We start from the raw sequence: 16737 nt of genomic DNA, 5'->3' as shown, positions 1-16737 counted from the left end.
GTGCATCGTCCCGAAAAAGCGGCAGATTATGCGAAGTGATGAATATTGACATTCGTCAGTAGTCAGTGTCTTCTACCCCTCAGCCGGTTCACGACAGCACTTCCGCGGTTTCTTCGCCCCTTTGGAGCCGTGGGACGCTGGCGTGGACCGGTGAGCTTTTTCTGGGGCTGGAAGCGGGCTAGGCAGGCTCCATGCATCCCTTCCACCGAATCCCTGCCCTGATGGTGCTCGGCACCGGCTCCAATGTCGGCAAGTCGCTGCTCGTCGCCGGCCTCTGCCGCCTCTTCGCCGATCGCGGGCTGAAAGTGCGCCCGTTCAAGCCGCAGAACATGTCGAACAACGCCGCCGCGACCGCGCAGGGCGAGATCGGCCGGGCCCAGGCGCTGCAGGCGCGTGCGGCCCGGATCGCCGCCCATGTCGACATGAACCCGGTGCTGCTCAAGCCGGAGAGCGAGCGCGGCAGCCAGATCATCCTGCAGGGCCGCGTCGCCGGCCATCTCTCCTCCGGGGATTTCAGCCGCCGCGGCGATTTCCTGCCGAAGGTGCTGGAGAGCTTCGAGCGACTGAGCGATGGCGCCGACCTGATCCTGGTCGAGGGCGCGGGTTCGCCGGCCGAGACCAATCTGCGCGCCCGCGACATCGCCAATCTCGGCTTTGTGCGTGCTGCCGGCGTTCCCGCGATCCTCGTCGGCGATATCGACCGCGGTGGGGTCATCGCCAGTCTCGTCGGCAGCCATGCCGTGCTCGATGCCGAGGATCGGGCGATGATCCGCGGCTTCGCCATCAACCGCTTCCGCGGCGATGTCGGCCTGTTCACCCCGGCGCTCGACACGATCACCCGGGCGACCGGCTGGCCGAGCCTCGGCGTCGTGCCCTGGTTCGCCGATGCTGCGCGCCTGCCGGCCGAGGACGGGCTCGACCTGATCCGCGGCGCCCCGGCCCGCGATGGCGGGCTGAAGATCGCCGTGCCGGTCCTGCCCGGCATCGCCAATTTCGACGATCTCGATCCGCTCAAGCTCGAGCCCGGCGTCGAGCTTGTCTTCGTTGGCCCCGGCACGCCATTGCCGGGTGACGCCGCCCTGGTGATCCTGCCGGGCTCGAAGACGACGCTGCGCGATCTCGCCAGGCTGCGGGAGGAAGGCTGGGACATAGACATCCTTGCCCATCGCCGCCGCGGCGGCCATGTCCTCGGTCTCTGCGGCGGCTACCAGATGCTCGGCAGGAGCGTGCGCGACCCGCTCGGGCTCGAAGGCCCGGCCGGCGCCGCCCCTGGGCTCGGCCTGCTCGACATCGAGACCGAGCTCACGCCGGACAAGACGGTGCGCGAGGTCGCGGTCGCCCATCCGGAGAGCGGCACGGCGGGCCGCGCCTACGAGATCCATCTCGGCGTCAGCGACGGGCCGGACCGCGTGCGGGCGCCGTTCCGCGTCGACGGTCGGCCGGAAGGGGCGCGCAGCGCCGACGGAAGGGTGGTCGGGACCTATCTCCATGGCGTCCTGACCTGCGACCCGCTGCGCCGCGCCTGGCTCGAAAACCTGGCGGGAAAGCCGCTGGCGGAGGGAGAAGCCTATGAACCGGCCGTGGAGGCGGCGCTCGACCGCCTGGCCGGGCATCTGGAGCGCCATCTCGACATCGACGCCATCCTCGCACTGGCGCGATCGCGCTCCTGACATCGAACGGGTATTCCGCGAAAAACTGTCAGGAGGACACAAATAAAGCTTTGCCGTTCAATTTGTTGACGACTGACGAAATTCGTCATAGGCAACGATGGCGTCCGCAGACGGCCTATGGGAACAAGTCATCAGACCGGGAAGTTGCTGTGGCATGAGCACAGTAGAGCGCGATACGAGGCACGACATCATCGATGTCGCCGAGCGGTTCTTCCGCCAGATCGGCTATCAGAAGACCACTGTCGCCGATATCGCCAAGTCGCTGCGCATGAGCCCGGCGAATGTCTATCGTTTCTTCGACTCGAAGAAGGCGATCAACGAGGCCGTCGCCGAGCGCTCGATGAGCGAGCTCGAGGCGACCGTCGCTGCGATCGCCGCCGAGAAGCGTCCTGCGAGCGAGCGCCTGCGCGACATCCTCTCTGCGACCTGCCGCATCAATGCGGCCCGCTATCTCGACAATCACCGCCTGCATGAAATGGTCGCCTGCGCGATGGAGGAGAGCTGGGACGTCGTCCGCGGCCATATCGAGCGCTATGACGCGATCCTGCGCTCGGTCGTCGCCGACGGCATCGCCAGGGGCGAGTTCACCGCCCGCGATCCGGTCACCGCGACCCATTGCGTACGCATGGCGATGCTGCGTTTCTGTCATCCGCTCCTGCTCGCCCAATGTGCCGAGCTTCCCGGCCCGACCGTCGAGGAGATGATCGATTTCATCCTCGCCGGGCTGCGCGCTGTCCGCTCCGCTGCCTGACCGGCAGCTCCGACCTGCGTTGACAAGGCGCTGGCGGAGCGGGATACCCCGCCGCGCATGCTGAATCTCACCAAACAGAGCGCCAAGAAGCTCGCCGTGGTCGCCCACGACCTGGCGATGACCGCGCTCGCGATCGTCTTCGTCTTCGCCGTGCGTTTCGATGGCTGGCTGTTTGAGGAGCGGATGCGGCAACTGCCGAAGATCCTGCCCTTCTTCGTCGCCTATGCCGGCGCTGTGTACTGGTTCTTCCAGCTCTATCGCTCGAAATGGCGTTTCGCCTCGCTGCCGGATCTCTCGAACATCGTCCGGGCGGTCACGGTCCTGACCCTGACCTTGCTGGTCGTCGACTACGTGCTCGTCGCGCAGAACCTCTACGGCTATTATTTCTTCGGCAAGATCACCATCGTCCTCTATTGGCTGGTGCAGATCGCGCTCCTCGGGGGGCCGCGCCTGGCCTATCGCTACTTCAAATACTCCCGCTCCAAGCACCAGGCCGCACGCGGGTCCAGCCTGCCGGCCCTGCTGCTCGGCCGCGCCGTCGACATCGAAATCGTGATCCGGGCGATGGAATCGGGCGCGATGGGCAAGATGCGGCCGGCCGGTGTCCTCTCGCCGAGGCCCGATGATCTCGGGCAGTCCATCCGCGGCGTGCCAGTGCTCGGCCTGCTCTCGCAGATAGAGACGATCGCGACCGACGCCAGCGAGCGCGGCGAGCCGTTCCGCCGCATCGTCGCGACACCGAGCGCGCTCGCGCCCGAGGCCGAGCCGGACAAATGGCTCGCCCACACCCGCAAGCTCGCCATCCCGATCTCGCGGCTCGATACGCTCGGCGAGGGCATGCGCGGCAATGAGCTGGCGCCGCTCGAGATCGAGGATCTCCTGGTGCGCCCCTCCGTCAAGATCGATCGGGCGCGGCTTGAAGGCTTTCTCAAGGGCAAGCGCGTTATCGTCACTGGCGGCGGCGGCTCGATCGGCTCGGAGATCTGCCTGCGCTGCGCTGCCTTCGGCGCGGTGGAACTGCTCGTCGTCGAGAATTCCGAGCCGGCGCTGTTCCACGTCACCGAGGCGCTGGCCGCCCAGGATCTCCCGATGCGGGTCACCGGTGCGCTCGCCGATGTCCGCGACGAGGCGCGCCTCGGCCCGTTGTTCAAGGCCTTCGCGCCCGACATCGTCATCCATGCCGCCGCGCTCAAGCATGTGCCCTATCTCGAGGCCGACTGGGGCGAGGGCATCAAGACCAACATCTTCGGCTCGGTCGTCGCCATCGAGGCGGCGATCGCCGCCGGCGCCGGCATCTTCGTGATGATCTCGACCGACAAGGCGATCGAGCCGGTCTCGATGCTGGGCGCGACCAAGCGCTTCGCCGAGATGTACGCGCAGGCGCGCGATGCCGAGTTTGCCAATGGCAATCGCGGCACGCGCCTCGTTGCGGTCCGCTTCGGCAACGTGCTCGGCTCGGTCGGCTCGGTGGTGCCCAAGTTCAAGGCGCAGATCGAGCGCGGCGGGCCGGTCACCGTGACCAGCCCGGAGATGATCCGCTACTTCATGACGATCCGCGAGGCCTGCGACCTTGTGCTGACCTCGGCCTCGCATGCGCCCGAGCATGAGGCGCAGGACGAGCGCGCCGCCGTCTATGTGCTGAAGATGGGCCAGCCGCTCAAGATCATGGATCTTGCCGAGCGCATGATCCGCCTCGCCGGCTACGAGCCGGGCGTCGACATCGAGATCGCCGTGACCGGCGTCCGGCCGGGTGAGCGCCTGAACGAGATCCTCTTCGCCAAGGACGAGCCGATGGCCGAGACCGGGCTCGACGGCGTCATGGCGGCCAAGCCGATCTTCGCCGGGCGCGAACGCATGCAGGGTTGGCTCGACGAGCTCGAGAGGGCGCTGGCGGCGCAGGACAGGCTCGGCGCCGAGGCGGTGCTCGAAGCTGCGATCCCCGATTTCAGCCGGCGTCGGCCCGGCTTGCCGCCAGTTGCGCCAGCGCAGCCTTCGTCTCCGCGGGCGGCTGCCAGCCAGCCTTGATCAGCGCAGCCGGCGAGGCGACGAGCCCGTTCGCCAACCGCTCATAGGCAGCGCTGCGCCCGGCGAGCCGCGCCGCCAGCGCCAGCAGCGCCGACGGGATCGGGATCAGCCCAGGCCCGCGTCCTAGGCCGGCCCGCATCGCGGCGAGCATCTGCGCGACCGACAGGGGTTCCGGATCAGAAACGATGTAGCTGCGCCGCGCCGGGCAGGCCTGCGTCAGGGCGAAGGCGATCGCCTCGGAGAGATTCTCGATCGCGAGCAGCGAGCGCCTGGCCGAGAGCGCGCCGAGCGGCAGCGGCACGGGCAGCTTTGCCAGCTTGAGGAGCGCCGCCATATTGGCCTTCACTCCCGGCCCATAGACCAGTACCGGCCGCAGTGCGACCCAGTCGAGATCGAGCCCGGCGAGGCCTTGTTCTGCCGCGAGCTTGGAGCGGCCATAGGCATCGCTCGGCGCAGGCGTATCGATCTCGCTCAGCGGCTTCTCGCTGATCGGCCCGCTCTGCGCCCGGATCGAGGACAGGAAGATAAAGCGGCGCACGCCTGCCGCCAGCGCTGCCCGCGCCAGTGCCAGCGTCGCCTCGGTGTTCACAGCCCGGTAGCGCTCCTCCGGAATGTCGCCGTCGGCATGGGCCAATCCGGCGCTGTGGACGACGTGATCGACGCCGTCGAGCAGCGGCTGCCAGTCGACCGGCGCGCCGAGATCGCCGATCGCGACATGCTCGACATCGGGGCTGGCAGGGGTTGCGCTCCGCCCCGCCGTCCGCACGCGATAGCCGCGCGCTGCGAGGTCATCAAGCACATGCCGGCCGACGAAGCCGCTCGCGCCGGTGAGCAGGATGCGCTCGCTCATGGCCGCGCCCGCTTGCGCGAGAAGCGGCGCAGCAAGCCGATCGTCAGCGCCAGCGCGATCGACAGGCTGCCGAGCTGTGCCCAGAGTGCGGGCACGGCGATGCTGAGCGCCGCGAGGGCGATGAGGCCAAGATTGAGCAGGCCGATCTGCGCGACGATCTCGATCACCTTGAAACCGTTATCAGTCGCCTGCTGGTAGAAGTGCGAACGGTGCGCTTGCCAGACCTTTTCGCCTCGCGCCAAGCGGCGCAGCAGCGTGATCGTCGAATCCATCACATGATAAAGCGGCAGGATCAGCGCCGCGGTCAGCGCGCCGGTGCCGGCGAGGCGGTAGAGCAGATACGCTCCGAGCAGGCCAAGCGGCAAAGCCCCGACATCGCCGAGGAAGATGCGCGCGACCGGCTTGTTGAGCGGCGCAAAGCCCAGCAGCCCGCCCAGCAACGCCGCAGCAAGCAGGCCGGTGGCGGGATCGACGATGCCGTAGCCGCCGGCGAGCGCGATCGCAGCGGCGAGCGGCACAAGCCCGGCGAGGGTGATCCAGTCGATGCCGTCCATGAAGTTGACGAGGTTGACGAACCAGGCGCCGGCGATCAGGGCAAGGCCGCGTTCTGCCCAGAGCGGCAGCGCTTCCGGCAGCAGCCGCAAATCGGGTGCGGCGTAGAACACGACGATGCCGACGCAAAGGAATTGCAGCGGCAGGCGCAGCGCCGGCGAGAGTGGCCTGATGTCGTCCCAGGCGCCGACCACGGCCAGCAAAGCGGAGGCGACCATGACCAGGACGAGCCCGTGCCGGGCCCCCGCATCCATCGGAATGAAGGCCAGTGCGAGCCCGAGCGCCAGGAAGGCACCGGAGAGCACGGCGATGCCGCCGCCCTGTGGTGTCGGCGTGCGGTGGCTAGAGCGGGCATTCGGCCGCGCCAACGCATAGCGCATCATCAAGGGTCGCAGGGCCAAGCACAGACCGTAGGCCAGGCCGGCGGCAAGCGCGATCAGCAGGAGGGGCGCGAAACGTTCCAAGGCGGGCGGACCATAGCCATGCCGGCGGTCATCGCAAGCAGCTCTTGCATCGGCGAGCACAAAAAGAGAACATGCCTGGTATGGCCATTGCCCTGTCCGTCCTCAATCCGCCGCCTGCGCGCCCGGAGATCACCCGCGCCGTTTGCCGCGGCGCCTCGCGTCATCTGCGCGAGCGTGGCTATGCCATCGTCAAGGAGATGACCTTCGCCAATGGCCGGCGCGGCGACATCGTCGCGCTTTCGCCATCCGGCGAACTGTTGGTGGTCGAGGTCAAATCGGGGATCGAGGACTATCGCGTCGACGGCAAATGGCCGGACTATCGCGATTATTGCGACGGCTTCCTCTTTGCGGTCGCGCCTGAATTCCCGCTGGAGATCCTGCCCGAGGATGTCGGCCTGATCGTCGCCGATGCCTTCGGCGGCGAGCTGTTGCGCGAGCCGCCGCGCCATCAGCTGGCGCCGGCGCGCCGGAAGATGCTGACCATCGCCTTTGCCAGGCTGGCGGCGGGGCGGCTCTCCGGCATCGAGGATCCGGAGCTGGGTTGAGAGCAGCGTCTTTCCGATAACCGGGTTACCGCATCGGGGTACGTGACCTTGGGTAAGATCTGAGCTAGCAGGTTCGGGCTCGCCGGCCGTTTGCAGGTATCGAAATGATGTACAGGCTCATGGTTTCGGCCGCTGCCCTCGGCTTTCTTGCTGTCGGGACGGCCTCTGCGGAGACGCCCGAGACGATTGTGCGCGGCATATATGCCGGCGGCCTGACGCAGAGCTCGATCGGGCGGCTGCGCGCGCCCGAGAATCGCGCCCGCTATTTCCAGCCCGGTCTCGTCAGGTTGTTCGCCGCCGATGACAGGACCGAGAACCTCTGCATCGATTTTGCCATTACGAGCAGCGGAAACGATTATGACGACAGGGAAATCGCGCGCACGCTACGGATCGAGACCAAGGCTGGCGACAATCGCGCTGCAGTGGACGTCCGTTTCCGGAACTTCGGCGAGCCCAACCATATCCGCTACGACTTCGTGCGTGTCGGCGAACTCTGGAAGATCGGCGACATCGCCTCGCTGAGCCATCGCTGGCGCTTGTCGAAACTCCGGTGTTGAGTAGCTCAGCCGGAGGTGCTGCGCCCCGGCAGGGCCAGCGCCTTCGGGCCGATGTTCAAGCTGATCTGCAGGCTGTCGGCGATGCGCCGGGCGCGGTCAATGAACAGAAACCTGGCCGGGCCGGTGCAGAGCTCGGTGACCGTCTGCTCGAACAGCGCGAGCCAGCGCTCGAAATGCTGCATCTGGAGCGGCAGCGGCATGTGGACCTGCTGTGGCTTGCCGCGATAGCGCCCGCTCATCAGCGTTACCGACGACCAGAAATCACGCAGCTTGGCGAGGTGGGCGTCCCAGTCGTCGCCGAGCTTGTCGAGGAAGATCGGGCCGATCAGCGGGTCCAGCCGTACCCGGCCATAGAAGGTGTCGACCAACTGGGCGATCAGCTCTTCGCTGATGCGCTCGGGGAGTGCCGCAGAGCTTTGCTCAGAAAAGTGCTCGCCGGCTTTCTGAGAAGGCAATGCCCAAACCTTAGTTCATCGCGGCGCGCGCTTGGCCAGGATGCGCTGCAGGGTGCGCCGGTGCATGCCGAGCCGGCGCGCCGTTTCCGAGACATTGCGGCTGCATAGCTCGTAGACGCGCTGAATGTGCTCCCAGCGCACACGGTCGGCCGACATCGGGTTTTCCGGTGGCACCGGCCGGGCGTTCGGCCCGGCGGCCAGCGCCGAATGAATCTCGTCGGCATCGGCGGGCTTGGCGAGAAAGTCATAAGCGCCGAGCTTCACCGCGCTGACCGCGGTCGCGATGTTGCCGTAGCCGGTCAGCACGACGCCGCGAGCATCCGGGCGCTTCTCCTTGAGCCGGGCGATCACGTCGAGGCCGTTGCCGTCGCCGAGGCGCAGGTCGATCACTGCATAGGCCGGTGCCGCCTCCTCGACCGCGGCGAGCCCGGCCTGGACGGATTCTGCGATCCTCACGGAATAGCCGCGGCCTTCCATCGCGCGGGCGAGGCGGGTCAGGAACGGCTTGTCGTCGTCGACGAGCAGAAGAGACATGTCCCTGCCGGCCGTATCGGTGAGCTCGCCTGTCATCGGCGCCGTGTCCATCGCCATAATCTCCTGCCGGGCGGGTAACTGTCCGGCTCACTATCCACTCTACCGATTGCGCGACGCGCTGAAACGCCGCAACGCCTCATTCTGTCGCATATGGGGCCAAAAGCTCCGGGTTTGAAGGTCCGCTGGGTCGATCATCGCGTTCGAACACGGCCCGCAACCAGGTAATGCGGATGCTGGCGCCGGTTGCCGGCAACGGCAGATTGGAGAATTCCAGCGTCGCGCCGCTGCGTTCCAGCAGCGTCTTGGCAATGAACAGGCCGAGGCCGAGGCCGCCGCCGGCGCGCGATTCCTTGGCATGCGAGCGCGAAAGATAGGGATCGCCCGCCCGCAGCAGCACTTCCGGCGTGAAGCCCGGCCCGTCATCGGCGATGGTCAGGATGACGGCTTCGTCGGTCCACTGCGCCGTGATCGTCACTTTGGAACGAGCGAAGTCGACGGCGTTGTCGACGATATTGCCGAGCCCGTAGTTCATGCCGGGATTGCGTCGGCAGACCGGCTCCGGCTTCTCGCCGATCAGCGCGATCTCGAACGGCACGCCGAAGGGCCTCTGCGGCCCGGCGGCCTCCTCGATCAAGAGGCTGAGCGAAAGCTGGTCGAGCGGGCCGGCATCGTCGTCCTGCAGCGAGGCGAGCTTGCCGAGAATGCCGCGGCAGCGCTCGACCTGCTCGCGCAGCAGCGTGATGTCCTCCGCCATCTCGCCTTCGGCCGGGGCGAGCCGCGAGAGCTCGCGGGCGACCAGCGCGATGGTGGCGAGCGGCGTGCCGAGCTCATGGGCAGCGGCGGCGGCGAGCCCGTCGAGCTGAGAGAGGTGCTGCTCGCGCGCCAGCACGAGCTCGGTCGCGGCCAGCGCCTCCGACAGATCGCGCGCCTCCTTGGCGACGCGCCAGGCATAGATGGCGGTGAAGCCGAGCCCGAGCAAAAGCGCGATCCAGTTGCCGAGCTGGTATTGCGGCGGCAGCACCGGGCGCTCGCTCCCGGCCCAGGGCAGCGGCCAGTGCAGGATGGTGAGCAGTGTCGCGAGCCCGGCGGCGAGCAGTCCGAGCGCCAGCGTGTGTCGCGGCGGCAGCGCCGTCGCCGAGATCATCACCGGCGCCAGGAACAGGATCGCGAACGGGTTCTGCAGGCCGCCGGTGAGATAGAGCAGGGCGGCAAGCTGCAGGATGTCGAAGCCGAGCAGTGCCGTCGCCGCGCCTTCCCGCAGGCGGTGGCTGAGCGGGAAGCGGATGCGCAGGGCGATGTTGAGCCAGGCAGAGACGGCAATGGCGAGGAAGCACCAGCCGAACGGCAGCGAGAAGCCGAGCCCGAAATGCACGCCGGCGACGGCGACGCTCTGGCCGGCGATAGCCAGCCAGCGCAGGCGCACCAGCGTGTCGAGCCGCAAATGCCGGGGTGTGCCGCCAGGAGCGGAAGGAACGAGGTCGGCGATCGTCACGGGGCGGAATTTTCGCAATGCCGCAAGCGGACAGGACGGTGGAAGTTGTGGCTAATCGGCATCACAAGGAAATCTTAGCCCTTTGGACGATTGAATCAGAACAAATTCTACTTAGGCTGCGTTCCCTTGCTGCACTGCATCGTGGGATGCGGCGCTGCGAAAGAGCGAAAGGGCCGCCATGTCGTTCGCCTATCACGCCTATGAGGCGGTTCATATGATGGTCAGCCCGGCGCGGGCCATGTCCGACGCCATGCAGCTCGCTTTCAAGAACCCGGCGAACCCGCTGACCTATACCCCGTTCGGCCGCACGATCGCCGCCTCCTGCGAATTGTTCGAGCGCACCACGCGCCGCTACGGCAAGCCGGCCTTCGGCCTCGACACCACCACGATGGGCGGCGTCAAGGTCGAAGTCGAGGAGCGCGTCGTCTGGCAGCGTCCCTTCTGCAACCTGGTCTATTTCGACCGCAAGATCGAAGGTCGCCGCAAGCCGCAGCCCAAGGTGCTGCTGGTCGCGCCGATGTCGGGCCATTACGCCACGCTGCTGCGCGGCACCGTCGAGGCCTTCCTGCCCGATCACGAGGTCTACATCACCGACTGGGTCGATGCCCGCCTGGTGCCGCTCTCGGCCGGCCGCTTCGATCTCGACGACTATGTCGATTACGTCATCGCCATGCTGCACAAGCTCGGCCCCGACACCCATGTCATGGCCGTCTGCCAGCCTTCCGTGCCGGTGCTCGCCGCGATCGCCCGCATGGAGGCCGAGAGCGATCCCTCGTCGCCGCGCTCGATGACGCTGATGGGCGGGCCGATCGATACGCGTTGCTCGCCGACCGCGGTCAACCAGCTTGCCATGGAGCGAGGCACCGACTGGTTCCGCCGCAACTGCATCACCCGCGTGCCGTTCCCGCATCTCGGCGCTTTCCGCGAGGTCTATCCCGGCTTCATGCAGCTCTCCGGTTTCATGGCGATGAATTTCGACCGCCATCTCACCGCGCATTACGACATGTACAAGCATCTCATCGCCGGGGACGGCGATTCGGCCGAGAAGCATCGCGACTTCTACGACGAGTACATGGCGGTGATGGACCTGACCGCCGAGTTCTACCTGCAGACCGTCGACACCGTCTTCGTCAAGCACGCTCTGCCCAAGGGCGAGATGATGCATCGCGGCAAGCTGGTCGACCTCACGGCGATCCGCAGCGTCGCGCTGATGACGGTCGAAGGCGAGAAAGACGACATCTCCGGCGTCGGCCAGACCAGGGCGACGCATGATCTGTGCGTCAACATCCCCGACGACATGCGGGTCGAGTACCTGCAGAAGGGCGTCGGCCATTACGGTGTCTTCAACGGCTCGCGCTTCCGCTCCGAGATCGCGCCGCGCATTGCCGACTTCATGCTGACCCTCGACATGAAGGCAGCCAAGGAGCGCCGCAACGAGACCGCGCAGACGGCGCGCAAGGCGCTGAAGGTCGCGGGCTGAGTTAAGCTCAGCCCCCTTCCGCTTCCGCTGCGAATCCCGCACAATCGCCGGGATGCGGTTCTCCCTGTTCAGGCGCCAGCCCGATCCCGACCGGATCGAGGTCGCCCATGCCGGCGCGCTCTACCCGGTCAGCGTCAAGCGGCGCGCGACGGCGCGCCGCTTGACGCTGCGCGTCTCGCAGGCGACGGGCGAGATCACCCTGACGCTGCCCGAGCGCGTCGACTTCGCGACCGGCCGCGTCTTCGCCGAGAAGCATGGTGGCTGGATCGCGGCGCGCCTCGCCAAGCGTCCGCAGGGCGTCGCCTTCGAGCCGGGTGCGGTCGTGCCGCTGCGCGGCGTCCCGCACCGCATCGTGCACTGGACCAAGGTACGCGGTGTGACCCGTGCCACGCTGTCGGCCGAAGGCGAGCCGATCATCGCGGTCTGCGGCGAGGCAGCCCATGTCGCGCGCCGGGTCACGGATTTCCTGCGCCGCGAGGCGCTGGCCGATCTCGAGAAGGCCGTGCGCACGCATACCGCCGTGCTCGGCATCCCCGCGCGCAAGATCACGCTGCGCGATACCACCAGCCGCTGGGGCTCATGTTCCTCTAAGGGGCATCTCAGCTTCTCCTGGCGCCTGATCCTCGCGCCGGCCCTGGTGCTCGACTATCTCGCTGCCCATGAGGTCGCGCATCTCAAGGAGATGAACCATTCGCACCGCTTCTGGGCGCTGACGCACAAGCTCTGCCCGCGCACCGAGGAGGCGGAGGCCTGGCTCAAGCGCCATGGCGCGAGCCTGCACGGCTATGGTTGAGCCTTGAGCATTTTCAAGCGAAGTGGGCACCGGTTCGCGTGAAGAAATGCGATATCAAAAATTACCGGTTGGCACGCCTTCGCGGATCACGCGCGAGAATTCCGGGCTGTCGGGCTTCAGGCTGCGCGCCTTCTCGCCGATATGGCTCAGCTTCACCAGCTCGTCGAGCGGCATGTCCTGGCGGACCGCGCCGATGTCGCGGAGATAGCCCGGCAGGTAGCCCGAGAGCAGGACGCGCGGATCGAGCGGCAGCGAGAACCTCCAGCCGGGCGCGACCTGGCCGACGAGATGGTAGACCACGGTGGTGCAGTTCGTGGTCAGCGTGTTGTACCAGCGCGGCTCCTGCGCCAGGCGGTTGACGTCCGCGGCATAGGCGAGGAGCAGGTCGCGCGCCTGCTGCGGCGTGGCGCTCAGCCGGAACAGCCGGGTGTCCTCGCCGCGCGCCTGGGTTCTCAGGCCGATCAGGTCGCGCTCGTCGGCGGCGACATAGGCCATCTCGTAATTGCGGAAGAAGCCGGCCAGCGCCGACCATTCCTCACCCTTCTCGCGCCGGATCTCGATCGAGATCGTCAGCGGCTCGCTGTCTGCGAAGGTGAAGCTGATCAGGAGATGCGCGATTGCCTCGCCCGACCAGTAGGACAGGAAGAGATCGGCGCCCTGGATGCGCGAGAGGTCATAGCTGCGGGTTTCCCAGCGCTGGTCGTAGTCGCTCTCCGTCCGCCAAGTGAAATGGCGCAGATTGGTCACCGTCAGGCGGTTTTCGGCAACGCTCATCTGCGGCAGATGTGCGAGCTCGGGGATCCAGTTCCGCTCATGCGAAGGCTTGAGCCCGGCCCACCAGCCGAGCAGGCCGATGAAGAGCACGGCGAAGGCGAGCGGCAGGCGCGGCGCGCCGCTCCAGATGCCGATCGTGCCGGCGAGACCGGCGAGGCCGAAGCCGATCGCGCCGACGATGCCGATCGCACCGGGCAGGCGGAATATCAGAAGCCCCGCGCCCCAGGCGGTGGCACCGAGGGCGGCGAGCGTCAGCAGCAGCTGCAGCAGAACGAAAAAGAGGCGGCTCATCGCCGCCTCCCTTAGCACGCTTTTGCGCGGATTGTGTTCAAGCCGCCAGGGAGCTCGTCGGTGCCGCGGCCTTCACGGCGTCGTCGACATGGGCCTCGAACTTCTCGAAATTCTCCGCGAACATGCCGACCAGCTTCTTGGCCGTCTCGGCGAAGGCGGCCTTATCCTGCCAGGTCTTGACCGGGTAGAGGATGTGCGGCTCGACGCCGGGCACCGAAGTGGGAACGGCGAAACCGAAATAAGGGTCCCGGCGGAAGTCGGCGCGGTTGAGCGAGCCGTCGAGCGCCGCCGTCAGCAGGCGACGCGTCACGCGGATCGGCATCCGCCGGCCGGTGCCGTAGCCGCCCCCGGTCCAGCCGGTGTTCACCAGCCAGCAGTCGACATGGTGCTTGGCGATGAAGTCGCGCAGCAGATTGGCGTATTCCGACGGGTGACGCGGCAGGAAAGGCGAGCCGAAGCAGGTCGAGAACTCGGGCTGGACGCCGACCAGCCCGCGCTCGGTGCCGGCGACCTTGGCGGTGTAGCCGGAGAGGAAGTGGTACATCGCCTCGGCCGGGGTCAGCTTGGCGATCGGCGGCATCACGCCGAAGGCGTCGGCGGTCAGCATCACGATGTTCTTCGGCGTGCCGGCCCGGCCGGTGCGCGAGGCGTTCGGGATGGCGTCGAGCGGATAGGCCGAGCGCGTATTTTCTGTCTTGGTCTCGTCGTCGAAATCGACCTCGCGCGAGATCGGATCCATGACGATATTCTCGAGCACCGTGCCGAAGCGCTGCGAGGCCGCGAAGATCTGCGGCTCGGCCTCGGCCGAGAGGCGGATGGTCTTGGCGTAGCAGCCACCCTCGAAATTGAAGATGCCCTCCTTCGACCAGCCATGCTCGTCATCACCGATCAGGGTGCGGTCGGGATCCGCCGAGAGGGTCGTCTTGCCGGTGCCGGAGAGGCCGAAGAAGACCGCCGGATCGTCCTTGGAGCCGACATTGGCCGAGCAGTGCATCGGCACCACGCCCTTCGCCGGCAGGGTGTAGTTCAGATAGGTGAAGACCGACTTCTTCATCTCGCCGGCATAGGCGGTGCCGCCGATCAGCACGATCTTGCGCGAGAAATCGATGGCGATGACAGTCTCGCTGCGGCAGCCATGGCGGGCCGGATCGGCCTTGAAGCTCGGCAGGTCGACGATCGTCAACTCGGGCACGTAGCTCGCGATATCGCCGGCCTCGGGCCGGATCAGCAGGTTGCGGATGAACAGCGAGTGCCAGGCCATCTCGGTGAAGACCCGAGCCTTGACGCGGTGGGCCGGATCGGCGCCGCCATAGAGGTCCTGCGCGAACAGCTCCTTGCCTTCGGCGTGCTTGATGAAGTCGCCGAGCAGGGTCTCGAACTGTTCAGAGGAGATCGCGCCGTTGTTCTCCCACCACACCGTCTTTTCGGTCAGTGCGTCCTTGACGACGAACTTGTCCTTGGGCGAGCGGCCGGTATGGCTGCCGGTGTCGGCGCAGAGCGCGCCGCCGCGGGCCAGCTGGGATTCGCCGCGCCGCAGCGATTCCTCATAGAGGCGCGCCGCCTCGAAGTTCCAGTAGACCGCCTTGAGCCCACGGAAGCCGAACGAGTCGGCGCCGTTGTTCGGGTTGACGTGACCGATGGTCTCCACTGGCAATTCCTCCTGCCGAGAAGCCGTCGCCTGGCGATGCCGGCGCCGTAATTGAAGCGGGAGCAAGAATCCCGCCATGACCCTGATGGGCCGGTGAAGTGGAGGGCTCTTTAGGCGGATGATGACGCCGGCTCAAGTCACGAGGCCGGCTCACGAATGGCCTTAGTAAATTTAAATCGTTTGAAAAATTCAGCTGTGGTGAATCGCCGCGCTCAGGCGGCCTCGCGGGCCTTGCCGGCGAGGGCAGCCAGGGTTCTGCGCAGCGCGTCCGGCGTCGTCACCGGCTCGTCGAAGGGCAGGCGCAGCGCCTTGTCGCCGAGCATCAGGTCGGCTCCGTCGGGATCGACGCCGGAGAGGCGCCAGGCGCCGTCCTCGCCGCCGAGCAGCCTCGTGGCGTAGAGCCCGATCGCTTCGGCATGGTCCTCGTTCATATGGTCGACCGCACCTTCCTCGGCCTCGATCAGCGCCCCGGCCTGTGAGCAATCGCTGAGCACGTCGGCGGCCTCGAGCTCGTAAGCGCGGCCGAAGCCGCCATTTAGGCTGGCACGCTGGAGCCTGAGCGCGAAGAACGAGAAATCGGGAAAATCGACGTAAAGAGAAGCCTTCGGCTGGCGTGCCAGGAAACGACGGCGCGCACGCCGGCCGAATTCCGACTCGCGCTCGACCTTTTCCGCCGTGGCCAGCAGCGTGATCCTGGCATGGGCGAGCGGATCTCCCTTGCCGCCCGGCGCGATCAGCAGCGAGCAGCGCGGGTCGGCGACGAGGTTGCCGGTATGGCCGGAAAGCGAGGACACCAGGATCAGCGGCGTGCCATCGATATCGGTGGCGAGGCTGGTCAGGCTGGCGAAAGGGTGGCCTTCCGGCGTCAGCGTCGCAAGGGATGCCGAGCGCGCACTGCGCAGGAGGCCGCGCGCCAATCCGCGTGCGCTGGCATCTGTCGGCCTGATCGGATCGGTCGCCATGGCACTTTTCGCCGTCTTGAAGGTTTTCGCGGGCAGACGTAGCGAAACCGCCTTGGCTTGGCTAGATTGCAGCCATGCTTTGGCCGTTCTCGCGCGAGAGTGGACCCTTTGATTGTAACGCCAGCACACAAAGAGCCGGAAAAGCTTATGCCAACCATTGCGCTGGTCGATGACGACCGCAACATCCTGACCTCGGTTTCGATCGCATTGGAAGCCGAGGGCTATCGCATCCAGACCTATACGGATGGCGCCTCGGCCCTGGACGGTCTGAAGCAGAATCCGCCCGACCTCGCCATCTTCGACATCAAGATGCCGCGCATGGACGGAATGGAGCTGCTGCGCCGCCTGCGTCAGAAATCCGACCTGCCGGTGATCTTCCTGACCTCGAAGGACGAGGAGATCGACGAGCTCTTTGGCCTGAAGATGGGCGCCGACGACTTCATCCGCAAACCCTTCTCGCAGCGCCTGCTGGTCGAGCGCGTCAAGGCGATCCTGCGCCGGGCTGGCGCCAAGGATGCGAGCGCGGCACCGCGCACCGAGGATGCCAAGGCGCTGGAGCGCGGTCTGCTGCGGATGGATCCGGAGCGCCACACCTGCACCTGGAAGGGCGAGCCGGTGACGCTGACCGTCACCGAGTTCCTGATCCTGCAGTCGCTGGCGCAGCGCCCGGGCGTGGTCAAGAGCCGCAACGCCCTGATGGACGCGGCCTATGACGACGAGGTCTATGTCGACGACCGCACCATCGACAGCCACATCAAGCGCCTGCGCAAGAAGTTCAATCAGGTCGATGTCGATTTCGACATGATCGAGACGCTCTACGGCGTCGGCTACCGCTTCAAGGAGTCCTGAGAAGCACCCCGGCGCACGCCGCGATGACGTTTGCGCGGGCACCGG

General features: G+C 66.8%; 16 protein-coding genes. 8 read left to right on the top strand and 8 right to left on the bottom strand.

Translation table 11 applies throughout. From position 1 onward, the window contains the following. Positions 1 to 191 precede the first annotated feature (191 nt). From CXY91_RS25465 to CXY91_RS25455, 3 genes are all read left to right on the top strand, one after another. Complete coding sequence (locus CXY91_RS25465) at positions 192 to 1670, top strand: cobyric acid synthase (RefSeq protein WP_100964482.1); 1479 nt, start codon at positions 192 to 194, stop codon at positions 1668 to 1670. Positions 1671 to 1824: 154 nt separating this feature from the next. Next, positions 1825 to 2421 (top strand): TetR/AcrR family transcriptional regulator, encoded by a 597-nt coding sequence (locus CXY91_RS25460; protein ID WP_100964480.1) that lies wholly within the window; start codon positions 1825 to 1827, stop codon positions 2419 to 2421. 57 nt (positions 2422 to 2478) lie between these two features. Continuing rightward, positions 2479 to 4446 carry an SDR family NAD(P)-dependent oxidoreductase gene (locus CXY91_RS25455; protein ID WP_100964478.1) on the top strand — a complete coding sequence of 656 codons (1968 nt, stop codon included), beginning with the start codon at positions 2479 to 2481 and terminating at the stop codon, positions 4444 to 4446. Here CXY91_RS25455 and CXY91_RS25450 read toward each other — a convergent pair. Further along, a complete protein-coding gene (locus CXY91_RS25450; RefSeq protein WP_100964476.1) occupies positions 4367 to 5296 on the bottom strand; it encodes an NAD-dependent epimerase/dehydratase family protein in 930 nt (309 codons plus the stop codon). The genes CXY91_RS25455 and CXY91_RS25450 overlap by 80 nt on opposite strands. Next, positions 5293 to 6312, bottom strand: a complete 1020-nt coding sequence (locus CXY91_RS25445) for an MraY family glycosyltransferase (protein ID WP_100964474.1) — start codon at positions 6310 to 6312, stop codon at positions 5293 to 5295. The genes CXY91_RS25450 and CXY91_RS25445 overlap by 4 nt, the downstream gene beginning before the upstream one ends. Before the next feature lie 80 nt (positions 6313 to 6392). On the opposite strand from CXY91_RS25445, the gene CXY91_RS25440 reads away from it, so the two are divergent. Together CXY91_RS25440 and CXY91_RS25435 are read left to right on the top strand one after the other, a co-directional pair. After that, entirely contained in the window at positions 6393 to 6857 is a 465-nt protein-coding gene (locus tag CXY91_RS25440) for an MmcB family DNA repair protein (protein ID WP_100964471.1), read from the top strand. A 119-nt stretch (positions 6858 to 6976) separates the two neighbouring features. Next, positions 6977 to 7414: a YqhG/Tai3 family protein gene (locus tag CXY91_RS25435; RefSeq protein ID WP_158673582.1), complete on the top strand. Its 438-nt coding sequence runs from the start codon at positions 6977 to 6979 to the stop codon at positions 7412 to 7414. Positions 7415 to 7419: 5 nt separating this feature from the next. Here the strand turns inward: CXY91_RS25435 and CXY91_RS25430 are convergent, their stop codons facing one another. From CXY91_RS25430 to CXY91_RS25420, 3 genes are all read right to left on the bottom strand, one after another. Then, positions 7420 to 7869, bottom strand: coding sequence for a group III truncated hemoglobin (locus CXY91_RS25430; protein ID WP_100964467.1), 450 nt, complete (start codon positions 7867 to 7869; stop codon positions 7420 to 7422). 15 nt (positions 7870 to 7884) lie between these two features. Continuing rightward, positions 7885 to 8454 carry an ActR/PrrA/RegA family redox response regulator transcription factor gene (locus CXY91_RS25425; protein ID WP_158673581.1) on the bottom strand — a complete coding sequence of 190 codons (570 nt, stop codon included), beginning with the start codon at positions 8452 to 8454 and terminating at the stop codon, positions 7885 to 7887. Positions 8455 to 8539: 85 nt separating this feature from the next. Next, complete coding sequence (locus CXY91_RS25420) at positions 8540 to 9889, bottom strand: ActS/PrrB/RegB family redox-sensitive histidine kinase (RefSeq protein WP_091836087.1); 1350 nt, start codon at positions 9887 to 9889, stop codon at positions 8540 to 8542. Between the two features lie 184 nt (positions 9890 to 10073). Between CXY91_RS25420 and CXY91_RS25415 the strand changes: the two genes are divergently transcribed. Next, complete coding sequence (locus CXY91_RS25415; RefSeq protein WP_100964464.1) at positions 10074 to 11375, top strand: polyhydroxyalkanoate depolymerase; 1302 nt, start codon at positions 10074 to 10076, stop codon at positions 11373 to 11375. 52 nt (positions 11376 to 11427) lie between these two features. Then, a complete protein-coding gene (locus CXY91_RS25410) occupies positions 11428 to 12168 on the top strand; it encodes a M48 family metallopeptidase (protein WP_100964462.1) in 741 nt (246 codons plus the stop codon). Positions 12169 to 12222: 54 nt separating this feature from the next. Here CXY91_RS25410 and CXY91_RS25405 read toward each other — a convergent pair whose 3' ends face one another. From CXY91_RS25405 to CXY91_RS25395, 3 genes are all read right to left on the bottom strand, one after another. After that, a complete protein-coding gene (locus CXY91_RS25405) occupies positions 12223 to 13233 on the bottom strand; it encodes an Lnb N-terminal periplasmic domain-containing protein (protein WP_100964460.1) in 1011 nt (336 codons plus the stop codon). 37 nt (positions 13234 to 13270) lie between these two features. Continuing rightward, positions 13271 to 14881, bottom strand: a complete 1611-nt coding sequence (locus tag CXY91_RS25400; protein ID WP_244543850.1) for a phosphoenolpyruvate carboxykinase — start codon at positions 14879 to 14881, stop codon at positions 13271 to 13273. Positions 14882 to 15093: 212 nt separating this feature from the next. Next, a complete protein-coding gene (locus CXY91_RS25395; RefSeq protein WP_091835685.1) occupies positions 15094 to 15843 on the bottom strand; it encodes a HugZ family pyridoxamine 5'-phosphate oxidase in 750 nt (249 codons plus the stop codon). A 147-nt stretch (positions 15844 to 15990) separates the two neighbouring features. Here CXY91_RS25395 and CXY91_RS25390 point away from each other — a divergent pair, with 147 nt between their 5' ends. Beyond that, a complete protein-coding gene (locus tag CXY91_RS25390; protein WP_091835682.1) occupies positions 15991 to 16692 on the top strand; it encodes a response regulator transcription factor in 702 nt (233 codons plus the stop codon). Positions 16693 to 16737: the final 45 nt, after the last annotated feature.

The organism is Allobosea sp. FBZP-16 (assembly GCF_002831785.1).
GTDB lineage: Bacteria > Pseudomonadota > Alphaproteobacteria > Rhizobiales > Beijerinckiaceae > Allobosea > Allobosea lupini.
The sequence above is the reverse complement of the archived record's forward strand: the minus strand, read 5'-3'. Positions and strand labels throughout refer to the sequence as shown.

Bases quoted from the DNA above. Each gene is read 5' to 3' on its own strand.
- CXY91_RS25435 (WP_158673582.1), top strand. From the start codon at position 6,977: ATGGTTTCGGCCGCTGCCCTCGGCTTTCTTGCTGTCGGGACGGCCTCT.
- CXY91_RS25455 (WP_100964478.1), top strand. From the start codon at position 2,479: ATGCTGAATCTCACCAAACAGAGCGCCAAGAAGCTCGCCGTGGTCGCC.
- CXY91_RS25440 (WP_100964471.1), top strand. From the start codon at position 6,393: ATGGCCATTGCCCTGTCCGTCCTCAATCCGCCGCCTGCGCGCCCGGAG.
- CXY91_RS25465 (WP_100964482.1), top strand. From the start codon at position 192: ATGCATCCCTTCCACCGAATCCCTGCCCTGATGGTGCTCGGCACCGGC.
- CXY91_RS25450 (WP_100964476.1), bottom strand. From the start codon at position 5,296: ATGAGCGAGCGCATCCTGCTCACCGGCGCGAGCGGCTTCGTCGGCCGG.
- CXY91_RS25410 (WP_100964462.1), top strand. From the start codon at position 11,428: ATGCGGTTCTCCCTGTTCAGGCGCCAGCCCGATCCCGACCGGATCGAG.
- CXY91_RS25390 (WP_091835682.1), top strand. From the start codon at position 15,991: ATGCCAACCATTGCGCTGGTCGATGACGACCGCAACATCCTGACCTCG.
- CXY91_RS25415 (WP_100964464.1), top strand. From the start codon at position 10,074: ATGTCGTTCGCCTATCACGCCTATGAGGCGGTTCATATGATGGTCAGC.
- CXY91_RS25395 (WP_091835685.1), bottom strand. From the start codon at position 15,843: ATGGCGACCGATCCGATCAGGCCGACAGATGCCAGCGCACGCGGATTG.
- CXY91_RS25460 (WP_100964480.1), top strand. From the start codon at position 1,825: ATGAGCACAGTAGAGCGCGATACGAGGCACGACATCATCGATGTCGCC.
- CXY91_RS25405 (WP_100964460.1), bottom strand. From the start codon at position 13,233: ATGAGCCGCCTCTTTTTCGTTCTGCTGCAGCTGCTGCTGACGCTCGCC.
- CXY91_RS25425 (WP_158673581.1), bottom strand. From the start codon at position 8,454: ATGGACACGGCGCCGATGACAGGCGAGCTCACCGATACGGCCGGCAGG.